Below are 12540 nucleotides of genomic sequence, written 5' to 3'. Positions count from 1 at the left end.
GGTCTATCGAGTGCACCGTTCATCGAGGAGGACTCCCATGTCATTGACCGTGCTTCAAGAAGCGAAACCGCCCTTCATCCCGGAGGGGGCACACGCGATGACGATCGTCATCGAGTACCCGCCGGGCGACCCCGGCACCCCGCCGCATCGCCACTCCGGGCCGGCCTTCGGCTACGTGCTGGAGGGCGAGATGGTGTTCGAGCTCGAGGGCGAGCCGCCGCGGGTCGTCCGTGCCGGCGAGACGTTCTGGGAGCCGGGCGGCGACGTCATCCACTACCAGGACGGCAACAACCGCGACGACATCCCGGTGCGGTTCACCGTCACCATGCTCTGCGAACCGGGCAAGCCGATGCTCGAGTTCGTGGCCGAGCAGGAGCTCCAGGCAAAGGGATGGTCGCGGAGCTGAGCTGACCGGGGCTCAGTTCGTGACGGCTCTGTTCTTCTCGGGGTTGACCAGCCAGAGCACCTGATCGATGCCGTCGGCGGTGGCGCCGACGGTGATCAGGCCGTACACGGAGCCGTCGCGGACGAGCACGGCAGAGGTCTGTCCGTTCGTGGTCGCCCAGCGGATCTCGACGCCGTCCCAGAACCAGGTGGAGATCGCCTTGAGGAACTTCGCGACCCGCTCTACGCCCACGACCGGCGTACGGGCGACACCCCTCCGGCCGTTGCCGTCGGACAGGCTGGTCACATCCGGGGTGAAGAGCCGCTCCAAGGCGGTCAGGTCGCCAACGCGGGCAGCGGTGAGGAACGTGGTCAGCAGCTCCCGCTGCTCGGCCGCGGCCACCGGGGCGCGCCGCTCGCCGGCGATGTGCTTGCGTGCCCGGCTGACCAGCTGACGTACGGCTGGTTCGGTCGAGGACAGGATGTCCGCGATCTGCGCGTAGGAGTAGTCGAAGGCTTCTCGCAGCACGTAGCCGGCGCGTTCGTTGGGGGTCAGCCTCTCCATCAGCAGCAGGGACGCGAACTGCAGGGCCTCGGCCCGCTCGGCACCGAGGTACGGGTCGGCCTCGGTGTCGACCGGTTCGGGCAGCCACGGCCCGATGTAGGTCTCGCGCCGTTTCCACGCCGACTGGAGGACGTTGATGGCCAACCGGGTGGTCGTCGTCGCCAGGAACGCCTCCGGGTTGGCCACCGTCGACCGGTCGTACGCCTGCCAGCGCAGCCACACGTCCTGCAGCAGGTCCTCGGCCTCGGTGACGCTGCTGAGCATGCGATACGCGATCCCGAACAGACGCGGCCGCGCCTGCGTGAAGACAGTCGTGGCCGCCTCGAGATCCTCCACGCCGCCGCGGTCACGTACCTCGGAAGCCGTCATCCCACGACCTACCGTCGTCTCTCGATCGCCGTCCGACACCCACCAGACTCTAGAGGCTCTTGGCGGGCTGCCGGGTTCACTTCGCCGGCGGCGGGTTCAGCGGCAGCCAGTCGGCGAACCGGGTGGCCGCCAGCTGCGCGTCGGGGCCCGGCAGGAGCATGTCCTTGTCCAGCAGGGCACCGAAGTAGCGTGCCTCCGGGTCGGTGACGACCTCACGGGGGTCACCGCGGTAGGTCAGCCCGGTGCGGATCAGCTCGTCGAGACCGAACTGCTCGGGGCCGGCCACCTCGACGGTGCCGTTCAACGGGGTGCCCACGGAGACTCGGCCAACCGCGGCGGCCACGTCCTCGCCGGCGATGGGCTGGATCCGCGCATCCGAGAGACGGACGGTGTTTCCCTCGGTCGCTGCCTGGGCGATGCTGCCCACGAACTCGAAGAACTGCGTGGCGTGCACGATCGAGTACGGCCGTCCCGACTCCTTGATGAGCCTCTCCTGCTCGATCTTCGCGCGGAAGTAGCCACTCTCAGCGAGACGCTCGGTGCCGACCACCGACAACGCCACATGGTGTCCGACCCCGGCCTCCTCCTCGGCGGCAAGGAGGTTCCCGGTGGATGTACGGAAGAAGTCCAGCACGGCGTCGTCGGCGAACGAGGGCGAGTTCGAGACGTCCACCAGGACCTGAGCGCCCTCCAACACCTCGTCCAGTCCTTCGCCGGTCAGGGTGTTGACCCCCGAGTCGGGTGAGGCGGGCACCGCTTCGTGGCCGTGTTCGCCCAGCTTCCGGACGAGCTTCGAGCCGATGAGACCAGTTCCGCCGATCACGACGATCTTCATGGTGTTCCTTCCATCCCGCGTCCCGGCCGCTCCGGAACGTCGCTCACCAGTCACGACCGGACAGGCCTGAGATCTGTGACAGAAGGTCCAGCGGCGGATCCGATCAGCCGTCATCTTCCGGACCCGCTGTCACAAATCGGGGGCTGGTCCGGTCCTGATTGCAGACACCGACCTGACGAACCGAGGTACCCAATGGACACCCCTGGCGCCCACGCCATCGACACGATCGACGATCTCCGCCGCCACCTGCAGTGGGCGATCGAGCTCGAGCACGCGACGATTCCGCCCTACCTGTGCGCGCTCTACTCCCTGGACCCGGCCCGCAACCCCGAGGCAGCCCAGGTCGTCGGCACGGTCCTCGCCGAGGAGATGATCCATCTGGCGCTGGCCGCGAACCTGCTCAACGCCGTCGGCGGCTCTCCCAAGCTCGACGCGCCGGAGCTGCTGCCGGCGTACCCCCACCCGCTGCCCCACGGCGACCGGTCCGTGCACGTCCATCTCGTCCCGTTCGGGCCCGAAGCGCTCGAGCTGTTCCTACGCATCGAGCGGCCGGCGTCCGTCGACGCGCCGCCGCAGAGCGACGAGTATCGGACGATCGGGCAGTTCTACGCCGCGATCGAGGCCGGCTTGTGCACCCTGTGCGACCAGCTGGGCGAGGAGCAGGTGTTCAGCGGTGACCCGGCCCGGCAGATCGGCGAGCTCCACCTCAGGGGTGGAGGCGGCGAGGTGCTGCCGGTCGTCGACCTGAAGTCCGCGTCGGCCGCGCTGGCTGAGATCGTCGAGCAGGGCGAGGGTGCCGCCCGTACGAACGTGTGGGACGGCGATCGCGACGTCTTCCACCCCGACCGGGACGAGGTCGCGCACTACTACCGGTTCCAGGAGCTCCGCCTCGGCCGCCGCTACCAGACCGGGGACACACCGCAGTCCGGACCGACCGGCAAGGAGATCGCGATCGACTTCGACGGTGTCCTGCCGATGCGGCCCAACCCGCGTACCGCCGACTATCCGGAGGGCAGCCCGATCCGCGTCGCCCAGGAGGAGTTCAACCAGACCTACAGCCTGGTTCTGTACCTGCTCGAGCAGGCCTTCAACGGTGATCCCAGCCAGATGCAGGACGCTGTCGGCGCCATGTTCGGATTGCGCAAGCAAGCGCTGGCGCTCATGAAGATGCCGACCGGCGACGGGAAGACGACCGCCGGTCCGTCCTTCGAATACGTGCCACTCGAGCAACGGAACTGAAGCGCGGCGTCGTCGCGGAAATTCGGTGCTCCGACTGAGGGCGCTCTCACTAAGGTGGCCCCCATGTCGCTGGTGGGCCGGGACGAGGAGAAGCAGCAGGTCGATCGGCTTCTGATGGAGGCCGGTAAGGGGCACGGGGGTGCTCTCGCGGTGCGCGGCGAGCCGGGCATCGGCAAGTCCGTCCTCCTCGACTACGCGGTCTCCGCTGCGAGGCAGTCGGGGATGGGGTTGGTTCGGGGCTCGGGAGTCGAGTCCGATGCCAAGCTGGTCTACGGCGGACTGCACCAGCTGCTCTACCCGCACCTCGACCGGGTGGAGACGCTGCCGGCGCCGCAGGCCGCGGCGTTGCGGGTGGCTCTGGGCCTGGCTGAGGGGGATGAGGCGAACCACTTCCTGGTCTCGGCCGGGACGCTGGGCCTGCTCACCGACCTGGCGGAAGAGACACCGCTGCTCTGCGTCGTCGATGACCTCCAGTGGATCGACCAGGAGTCGGTGGCGGTCCTACTCTTCGCAGCCCGTCGCCTGAGTGCCGATCGCGTCGCCATGCTGTTCGCCGTACGCGAGGCCTCGTTGCCGTTCGAGACCCCGAGCATCGACGTGTTGCACCTCCCGCGGTTGACCGCTGACGATGCCGGCCGGCTGCTCGACGCGCGGACGCCGAGGTTGGCCGACCCGCTGCGAGCCCGGGTGATCGAGGAGTCCCACGGCAACCCGCTGGCGATCCTCGAGCTCAGCTCGGCCCACGACGACGTCCTCGATCACGCGGACGCGGCCGGACGCGTAGGCGCGCTGCCGGTGGCACACCGGGTCCAGGACGTCTTCCGTCGGCAGATCGCGGCACTGCCCATGGAGACCCGCCGTGCGCTCCTGGTCGCGGCCGCGGACGCCGGGGCGCCGCTGACGACGATGCTGCGCGTCATCGAGGCCCTGGGTGGCGCTGCCTCCGAACTGGAGCCGGCCGAACGCGCCGCCATGATCCAGATCGGGAGCAAGGTGACCTTTCAGCACCCCCTGGTGCGCGCGGCGGCCTACCAGGGCGAGCCGCTGCACCGTCGGATCGAGGTGCATCACGCGTACGCCGAGGTCCTGTCCGCCGCTACCGACGCGGACCGTCGCGTCTGGCACCTGTCCGCCGCCACGACCGCTCCCGACGAGGCCGTGGCCGCCGAGCTCGAGGCCGCGGCCGAACGGTCGCGGCGCCGTGGTGCTGCGATGGCGGTGTCGGCGGCATTCGAGCGAGCCGGGCGACTCAGCGTCGGCCAGCAGTCGATGGGTCGACGTATCGCGGGAGCCGCGCAGGCTGCCTTCGACGCCGGCAAGCCCGATCGCGCCTCCCGGTTGGCCACAGAAGCGCTGACGTTGGCGACGGACCCGGGTGTCCGGGCCGAGGCCATCTATGTCCGAGGTGCCGTGGCGTACGAGCGATCGTCGCCGCGGACCGATGCGGAGCTGACCATCGAAGCGGCCACGCTGGTCCGCGAGACCGACCCCGAGCGCGCCGCGCTCACCCTGTACGAGGCGGTCCACGCCGCTCGCCACGGCGCCGCCCACGATCTCTTGGATCAGGCTGCGGACCTGATGCGTGACCTGACCCCTCCGCCGCACTGGGCCCCGGTGGTGGATGCCCTCGTCGGCTGGCAGGAGCTGTTCGCGGGCCGCCCAGACCTGGCTGTCGGTCCGATGCGGGCCCTCCAAGCGGCGGGCGACAGCGAGGAAGCGCGCCTGATGCGCGGCATGACCGCCGGCATCGGCGGACTCCTGATCGGCGACGAGGACGACGTCGTCACCGAGATGGAGGACCTGCTGGCGCAGGTCCGTACGTCGGGAGCGCTGGCGTGGGTTCCCTACGCACTCAACGCCCTCGCGCTGGCCCGGCTCCAGCGCGGGGAGTTCGCCGATGCGCACGCATGCGTCGCCGAGGGCGCCGAGATCGCGGACGAGCTCGGCAACTCGACCGAGAGTCTTGCGCACCGGTCGATCGAGGCCTGGCTGCATGCAGTGCGGGGTGAGGAGGACCGCTGCCGAGATCTCGCCGCGCAGGTGCTGCCCGAGGCGCGGACCCGTCACCGGGTCAATGCTGAGCTGGCGGGCTGGGGCCTGGCGATGCTCGACCTCTCGGCTCGCCGGTTCAGCGCCGCCCTCGAGGGGCTCGAGGAGGTCTGCCGCGGACCCGCCCGCCGGGACGTGGTCAGGCGCGCCGTACCCGACCTCGTCGAGGCTGCCGTACGCAGCGGAGCGCCGGACCAGTGCCAGGAAGAGCTGACGGAGTTCGCGCGCTGGGCCGAGCATGTCGACCGTCCGGTCACGACCGGCCTCCTCCTGCGGTCTCGCGCGCTTGTCGCCGATGACGCCGAAGCCGACGGGCTGTACGCCGAGGCGCTCCGACTCCACGAGCAGCACGCTGGGCCGTACGATCTCGCCCGCACTCGCCTGGTCTACGGCGAGTGGCTGCGCCGGCGCAGACGCCGTACCGAGGCGCTGGCCCGCCTCGAGGCCGCGAGCTCGGACTTCGACCGTCTGGGCGCGAGGTTGTGGGCCGAACGCGCTCGCGGCGAGCTGAACGCGCTGGGTGGAGCTCGGGAGGAGCAGCACGCCGGCGGGCCGCTCATCCTCCTCACCCCTCAGGAGTGGCAGATCGTCCAGCTGGCTGCGGCGGGACGTACCAACAAGGAGATCGCCGCCAAGCTCTACCTCAGCCCCCGCACGGTCGGCCACCACCTCTACAAGGCGTATCCGAAGCTGGGGGTCACCGCCCGCAGCGAGCTGGCCAAGCTCACCGGTCATCGGACCCCAGACACCAGTCATCGTGACTGATGCGCCGTCGTGCTCACTCTCCTTAGCGTTCTCTTCAGGGAATCAGCCCAAGAAAACGTCCGCACCACTCAAGGAGAGTCACCCATGACGCAGTACTTCCTCAGCCTCCCCCACGACTCCAGCGAGGAGCCGACCATGGAGAACATGGACCCCGCCGAGCTGGAGCAGCTCATCGCGGAGGTCGATGCCTTCAACACCGCGCTGCAGGAGACCGGGGCCTTCCTCTTCGCCGGCGGCCTCCAGCCGCCCTCGAGCGCGACCACCGTCGACGCGACCTCCGACAACCCCACCTTCACCCCCGGCCCGTTCGTCAAGGCCGACGAGTACCTCGGTGGCTTCTGGATCATCCAGGCCGACAACGACGACGACGCGATCGAGTGGACCAAGCGGGCATCGAAGGCGCTGGGCAGCCGCGTGGAGGTCCGTGCCCTCCAGGATGAGCCGAGCTGATCCAGCGGTGGCTACGCTGCGCGGCCGGTCCCGGTGGGGGCCGGCCGCGTACGCATGTCCTGTGAACCCTCGCCTGGAGTCAGTGGGCCATGTCGACGAAGCGGCTGTAGTGACCCTGGAAGGCGACGACGAGGTCGCGGGTGGGGCCGTTACGGTGCTTGGCGATGATCACGTCGGCCTCGCCGGGGCGGGTCGATTCCTTCTCGTAGACGTCGTCGCGGTGGAGGAGGACGACCATGTCGGCGTCCTGCTCCAGCGAGCCTGACTCACGGAGGTCGGAGACGGCCGGGCGCTTGTCGGCGCGCTGCTCGGAGCCACGGTTGAGCTGCGACAGCGCGATGATCGGGACCTCGAGCTCCTTGGCTAGCAGCTTGATCTGGCGGGAGAACTCGGAGACCTCGAGCTGGCGGGACTCGACCTTCTTGCCGGAGCTCATCAGCTGGAGGTAGTCGATCACGATGAGCCGGAGATCGTGGCGCTGCTTGAGCCTTCTGGCCTTGCTCCGGATCTCCATCATCGTCATGTTGGGGCTGTCGTCGATGAACATCGGCGCGCTGGAGACTTCGCCCATCTTGCGAGCCAGCTTGTTCCAGTCGTCGTCGGACATGTTGCCGTTGCGGATGTGGTTGAGCGGCACCTTGGCCTCGGCCGAGAGGAGACGCATGGTGATCTCGGAGCGGCTCATCTCGAGGCTGAAGAAGACGCTGGTCAGGTTGTTGTGGATCGAGGCGGCACGGCAGAAGTCGAGAGCCAACGTCGACTTACCCATCGCGGGTCGCGCCGCGACGATGATCATCTGGCCGCCGTGGAAGCCGTTGGTGAGCTCGTCGAAGTCGGCGAAGCCGGTGGGGACGCCGTAGAGGCCGGCCTCGCGGTTGGAGATCGCCTCGATCTCGTCGAGGACGCCGTCCATGATGTCGGCGAGCGGGGAGTAGTCCTCACCGGAGCGCTTGTCGGTGAGCTTGAAGACCTCGGCCTGAGCCTCGTCGACGATGTTGTCGACCTCGCCCTCGCCGGCATAGCCGATCTGCACGATCTTGGTGCCGGCCTCGACCAGGCGGCGCAGGACCGACTTCTCGCGGACGATCTCGCCGTAGTAGCCCGCGTTGGCGGCGATCGGGACGTTGGAGGCAAGCGTGTGCAGGTAAGGGGCGCCGCCGATGCGCTCCAGCTCAGCCTTGCGGCGCAACTCGTCGGCGACGGTGACCATGTCGGCGGGCTCGCCGCGACCGTAGAGGTCGATGATCGCGTCGTAGATGGTCTCGTGCGTCGGGCGGTAGAAGTCGGTGCCGCGCAGCGTCTCGGAGACGTCGGCGATCGCGTCCTTCGAGATCAGCATCGAACCGAGGACGGCCTGCTCGGCGGCCATGTCCTGCGGTGGCGTGCGGTCGTTGACCGCGCGCGGGGCGTTGCCCGGTTCGTACGCCGCGGGGCCGTCGCCCCACTCTTCGAACGGCGGCTCCGGGAAGTCGCCCGGACCGCCCATCGAGCCGGTCTCAGTGACGCTCATTCCCTTGCCCCTCCGTGGTCTGCGGATCGTCGCGGCGTGATCTCGGTCGATTCGGTGCCACGCTACGGGCGAGCACCGACAGTTCTGTTCGCACAGTTCCGGGCCGACCGTCGACGACACCCTCAAGTCTCCGCGACCCTACGTCGCAGACCACATCGGCGACAGAGGGTTATCCACAGGCCCTGGGGATAACCAGGGGATAGCGGTGGACGACACCCTGGTCAATGTGAACAGCCTGGGGAGGTGCCTGTGCATAACTGCTTCCACTGGATTGGTAAAGGCTGCCTGACCTGCAATTTTACTATCCATAGGCTGTGGACAAAAGAAAGTACGCAGCCCATCGTGATTCACGGCCGGGATCGTCGTACCCCCTTGGGCGTTTTGTCGACATAGCGCCGCAACGACGTTTTCCACAGGTTTTCCACCTGCCCTGGAGAACGCTCCGCGGCGACGGTGTTTAACCTTGGGAGCGTGACGACGCCGGCGGATGCGAAGAGCTACTCGAAGACCGACCGCCGAGGCCTCGACAAGGAGATCTGGCGGCTCGCGATCCCCGCGTTTCTGGCCCTGGTCGCCGAGCCGCTCTTCCTGCTGGCGGACTCCGCGATCGTCGGCCACCTCGGCACCCGCGAGCTCGCCGGCCTCGGTGTCGCAGGCGTCGTGCTCCAGACGATCGTCGGGCTCTGCGTCTTCCTCGCGTACGGCACCACAGCATCGGTCGCCCGCCGCATCGGCGCCGGCGACACCGCCGGTGCGCTTCGCCAGGGGATCGACGGGATCTGGCTCGCGGTCATCATCGGGGTCGTCGTCACGGTCCCGGTGATGGTCCTGGCCGAGCCGCTCAGCCGGGCCGTCGGCGCGGGTGACGAGGTGGTCGGCCCGGCGACGACCTACCTCCGGATCGCCGTCCTCGGGGTGACCCCGCTGCTGATGATGCTCGCGGCCACCGGTGTGCTCCGTGGGCTGCAGGACACCAAGACTCCGCTGGTCGCGGCGGTCGTGGCCAACGTACTCAACATCGTGCTCAACCTCGCCCTCGTCTACGGCGCCGGGCTCGGCATCGCCGGATCGGCGATCGGCTCGGTGATCGCGCAGGTGCTGGCGGCCGGGATGCTGACGTACGTCGTCGTGCGGGCCGCCCGCCGCCAGGACGTGCCGCTGCGCCCGGACATGCCCGGGATCCGCGCCTCCGCGCGTGCCGGCGTGCCGCTCGTGGTTCGCACGCTGACCCTGCGCATGGCACTCCTGGTCACGACGTACGCCGTCACCCATCTCGCCGTCGGCGACCAGGCCGTTGGGCTGGCCACCCACCAGATCGCCTTCACGCTGTGGACGTTCCTGGCGTTCGTGCTCGATGCGATCGCGATCGCCGCGCAGGCGCTGACCGGGCGGTCGCTGGGGGCCGGTGACACCCAGGAGACCCGGGACATCACGGCCCGGATGGTGTGGTGGGGTGTCGTGATCGGGGTGGCCGCCGGCGTACTCCTGGCTTCTCTCTCACCGTTCCTCGGCGCACTCTTCACCGAGGACCAGGCGGTGCGGGACCTGTTGGTGCCGGTCGTGATCGTGGCGGCGATCGCGCAACCGATCGCGGGCGTCGTCTTCGTCCTCGACGGGGTGCTCATCGGCGCCGGCGATGGGCGCTATCTGGCCTGGGGCGGGGTCTGGACCCTCGTCGCCTACGTCCCGCTCGTGGCGCTCGCCGTCGCCCTCGGCGGCGGGCTGGTGTGGGTGTGGATCACCTTCGCTGTCGGCTTCATGGGCGCCCGCTTCGTGGTGCTGACGCTCCGTGCGCGAAGCGACCGTTGGCTGGTCACCGGCGCCTGAGCCGGATTCTGGGCATCGCTCCCACATACTCACTTGTGCCCCGCCCGGCCGCAGGTCAAGGTCATCTCATGGCGACTGACCCCAAGACCACCTTGAAGACGTACATCGACGCCCGCCGCGAGGCGCTGATCTCCAAGGTCGAGGGCCTCTCGGAGCGGGAGGCGCGGCTGCCGCGTACGCCGACCGGCACCAACCTTCTCGGCATCATCAAGCACGTCACCGGGGTCGAGGCCGTCTATCTCGGCACGACGTTCGGGCGTCCGTTCCCGAATCCCGAGGAACTGATCTCCGACGAGCAGTGGGACGTCGACCCGCAGGCAGACTGGTACGCCACCGAGGACGAGACGATGGAGGGCATCATCGACCTCTACCGTCGGGTCATCGCCCACGGTGACGAGACGATCGAGGCGCTGCCGCTGGACGCCATCGGGCATGTGCCCCACTGGGGCAACGAGGAGGTCACGCTGCATCAGATGCTGGTGCACCTCTTCGCCGACCTCGCCGGTCACGGCGGACAGGCCGACATCCTCCGCGAAGAGGCCGACGGCGCCGTCGGCTGGCGCAAGTCGGGCGACAACATCCCGTCGGAGTACGACTGGCCGGCGTATGTCGCCAAGCTGACCGACATCGCCGACAAGTTCTGAAAACGAACAGGCCCGCCTCCCGGAGGAGGCGGGCCTGGGTGAATCCCTAGATCAAGCGGGGACCACGTTGAGGGCCAGCTTGGCGGACACCTCGTCGTGGAGCTTGACGGAGACCTCGTGAGCGCCGAGCGCCTTGATCGGGTTGCCCAGCGCGATGGTGCGCTTGTCGATCGACTCGCCGGTGGTCTCGGAGACCGCGGCGGCGATGTCGGCGGCGGTGACGGCGCCGTAGAGGCGGCCGTCCTTGCCGGAGCGAACCTTCACGTTGACCGTGTTGGCCTCGAGCTTGCCCTTGATCTCGGCGGCGTGAGCCTCGTCGCGCACGGAGCGAGCCGAGCGCGCAGCCTTGATGGAGTCGGCCTGCGACTCGGCGCCGCGGCTCCAACGGATAGCGTCGCCACGCGGGATCAGGTAGTTGCGGGCGTAGCCGTCCTTGACCTCGACGACGTCACCGGCGGAACCCAGCCCGGTGACCTCCTGCTGAAGGATGATCTTGGTAGCCATGTCGATCCTCCTCAGCGACCGGTGGAGGTGTAGGGCAGCAGAGCAACCTCGCGCGCGTTCTTGACGGCGATGGCCACGTCGCGCTGGTGCTGGACGCAGTTGCCGGTCACGCGACGGGCGCGGATCTTGCCGCGGTCGGAGATGAACTTACGGAGCAGGGTGGCGTCCTTGTAGTCGACACCGGTCGCCTTCTCCTTGCAGAACTGGCAAACCTTCTTCTTAGGCTTGCGAATCACTGCCTTGGCCATTGTGGTGCTTCCTTTCTAGAAGCCCGGCCCCAGCCGCGGAGCGGCATATGGGTTGAGTACCGGAATGGTTGAGGGATTCGAAAATATGGATCTGTTGATCAGAAGGGAGGCTCGTCGTTGCCCACGCCCGGGGCTGCCCACGGGTCGTTGGCCGGCGCGCCGCCGCCCGCGTTGGCGGGCTGCTGCGGAGCCGGCGAGGCCCACGGGTCGTTGCCACCGGCCGGAGCCTGCTGGCCACCGCCCTGGGGGCCGCCGTAGCCGCCACCCTGGTTGTAGCCACCGCTGCCGCCACCTTGGTTGTAACCGCCGCCGCCACCCTGGCCGCCGGACTGGCGGCTGGCCTTGGTGACCTTGGCGGTCGCGTAGCGGAGCGAGGGACCGATCTCGTCGCACTCGAGCTCGAAGACAGTGCGCTTCTCGCCCTCACGCGTCTCGTAGGACCTCGACTTCAGGCGACCCTGAGCGACGACACGCATGCCGCGCTGCAGGGACTCGGCGACGTTCTCAGCAGCCTGGCGCCAGATCGAGCAGCGCAGGAACAGGGTCTCCCCGTCCTCCCACGCGTTGGTCTGCCGGTTGAAGCTGCTGGGCGTCGAAGCAATCGTGAAGTTGGCAACGGCTGCACCGGACGGCGTGAAGCGAAGCTCCGGGTCGTCGGTGAGGTTGCCGATCACGGTGATGACGGTGTCGCCTGCCATGAGATCTCCCTTGAGTCTGATCTGGGTGTCGGTGTCGGTTCAGGAGTTACAAATCAATTGAACTGGCCTAGGGCCAAAGATAGGACCCAGCACCGACATTTCCGACGATGACATCCGCGTCACTTGGACGGACGGATGACCTTCGTACGCAGGATCTGCTCGTTGAGGCCAAGCTGGCGGTCGAGCTCCAGAACGGTCTTGGGCTCGGCGGTCAGGTTGACGACGGCGTAGATGCCCTCGGCGTTCTTGTTGACCTCATAGGCCAGACGACGGCGTCCCCAGACGTCAACGTTCTCAACGGTGCCACCATCAGTGGTGACGACCTTCAGGAACTTGTCAAGGGTCGGGGCGACGGTGCGCTCATCGAGGCTGGGCTCGAGGATCACCATTACTTCATAGGCGCGCATAGCGTTCTCCACCTCCTACGGACTCGGCGGCCATGGTCTCTCCATG

Annotated in this window: 13 protein-coding genes; 6 read left to right on the top strand and 7 right to left on the bottom strand. The window is 68.3% G+C overall.

All coding sequences use genetic code 11. From position 1 onward, the window contains the following. The first annotated feature begins 37 nt into the window (after positions 1 to 37). Complete coding sequence (locus ABTW65_RS25605) at positions 38 to 406, top strand: cupin domain-containing protein (protein ID WP_350665432.1); 369 nt, start codon at positions 38 to 40, stop codon at positions 404 to 406. A gap of 12 nt (positions 407 to 418) precedes the next feature. Here ABTW65_RS25605 and ABTW65_RS25600 read toward each other — a convergent pair whose 3' ends face one another. Next, positions 419 to 1318: an RNA polymerase sigma-70 factor gene (locus ABTW65_RS25600; protein ID WP_350665430.1), complete on the bottom strand. Its 900-nt coding sequence runs from the start codon at positions 1316 to 1318 to the stop codon at positions 419 to 421. 76 nt (positions 1319 to 1394) lie between these two features. Next, a complete protein-coding gene (locus ABTW65_RS25595; protein ID WP_350665428.1) occupies positions 1395 to 2153 on the bottom strand; it encodes an SDR family oxidoreductase in 759 nt (252 codons plus the stop codon). A 192-nt stretch (positions 2154 to 2345) separates the two neighbouring features. Between ABTW65_RS25595 and ABTW65_RS25590 the strand changes: the two genes are divergently transcribed. The 3 genes from ABTW65_RS25590 to ABTW65_RS25580 all read left to right on the top strand — a co-directional run bounded on the left by ABTW65_RS25590 (position 2346) and on the right by ABTW65_RS25580 (position 6656). Beyond that, positions 2346 to 3392, top strand: a complete 1047-nt coding sequence (locus ABTW65_RS25590) for a ferritin-like domain-containing protein (RefSeq protein WP_350665426.1) — start codon at positions 2346 to 2348, stop codon at positions 3390 to 3392. A gap of 63 nt (positions 3393 to 3455) precedes the next feature. Beyond that, positions 3456 to 6206, top strand: a complete 2751-nt coding sequence (locus ABTW65_RS25585; protein ID WP_350665425.1) for a helix-turn-helix transcriptional regulator — start codon at positions 3456 to 3458, stop codon at positions 6204 to 6206. A gap of 84 nt (positions 6207 to 6290) precedes the next feature. After that, positions 6291 to 6656 carry a YciI family protein gene (locus ABTW65_RS25580; RefSeq protein ID WP_350665423.1) on the top strand — a complete coding sequence of 122 codons (366 nt, stop codon included), beginning with the start codon at positions 6291 to 6293 and terminating at the stop codon, positions 6654 to 6656. A 79-nt stretch (positions 6657 to 6735) separates the two neighbouring features. On the opposite strand, the gene dnaB is transcribed toward ABTW65_RS25580, so the two are convergent. Further along, positions 6736 to 8166, bottom strand: a complete 1431-nt coding sequence (gene dnaB, locus ABTW65_RS25575) for a replicative DNA helicase (RefSeq protein WP_350665421.1) — start codon at positions 8164 to 8166, stop codon at positions 6736 to 6738. Positions 8167 to 8637: 471 nt separating this feature from the next. Between dnaB and ABTW65_RS25570 the strand changes: the two genes are divergently transcribed. Beyond that, on the top strand, positions 8638 to 9993 hold the full coding sequence (locus ABTW65_RS25570) for an MATE family efflux transporter (protein WP_350665420.1): 1356 nt from the start codon (positions 8638 to 8640) through the stop codon (positions 9991 to 9993). Positions 9994 to 10061: 68 nt separating this feature from the next. Further along, the gene (locus ABTW65_RS25565) at positions 10062 to 10637 is read left to right on the top strand and encodes a DinB family protein (RefSeq protein ID WP_350665418.1); all 576 of its coding nucleotides are present in this window, start codon (positions 10062 to 10064) and stop codon (positions 10635 to 10637) included. 51 nt (positions 10638 to 10688) lie between these two features. Here ABTW65_RS25565 and rplI read toward each other — a convergent pair whose 3' ends face one another. The 4 genes from rplI to rpsF all read right to left on the bottom strand — a co-directional run bounded on the left by rplI (position 10689) and on the right by rpsF (position 12494). Further along, positions 10689 to 11141, bottom strand: coding sequence for a 50S ribosomal protein L9 (gene rplI, locus ABTW65_RS25560; RefSeq protein ID WP_141801967.1), 453 nt, complete (start codon positions 11139 to 11141; stop codon positions 10689 to 10691). A gap of 11 nt (positions 11142 to 11152) precedes the next feature. Further along, positions 11153 to 11389 (bottom strand): 30S ribosomal protein S18, encoded by a 237-nt coding sequence (gene rpsR, locus ABTW65_RS25555; protein WP_008355445.1) that lies wholly within the window; start codon positions 11387 to 11389, stop codon positions 11153 to 11155. A 98-nt stretch (positions 11390 to 11487) separates the two neighbouring features. Beyond that, positions 11488 to 12087 (bottom strand): single-stranded DNA-binding protein, encoded by a 600-nt coding sequence (locus ABTW65_RS25550; RefSeq protein WP_350665415.1) that lies wholly within the window; start codon positions 12085 to 12087, stop codon positions 11488 to 11490. A 119-nt stretch (positions 12088 to 12206) separates the two neighbouring features. Further along, positions 12207 to 12494 carry a 30S ribosomal protein S6 gene (rpsF, locus tag ABTW65_RS25545; RefSeq protein ID WP_091044123.1) on the bottom strand — a complete coding sequence of 96 codons (288 nt, stop codon included), beginning with the start codon at positions 12492 to 12494 and terminating at the stop codon, positions 12207 to 12209. Positions 12495 to 12540 lie beyond the last annotated feature (46 nt).

The organism is Nocardioides sp. NPDC127503 (genome assembly GCF_040302165.1).
Taxonomy (GTDB): domain Bacteria; phylum Actinomycetota; class Actinomycetes; order Propionibacteriales; family Nocardioidaceae; genus Nocardioides.
This window is presented reverse-complemented; position numbering and strand designations above follow the sequence as displayed.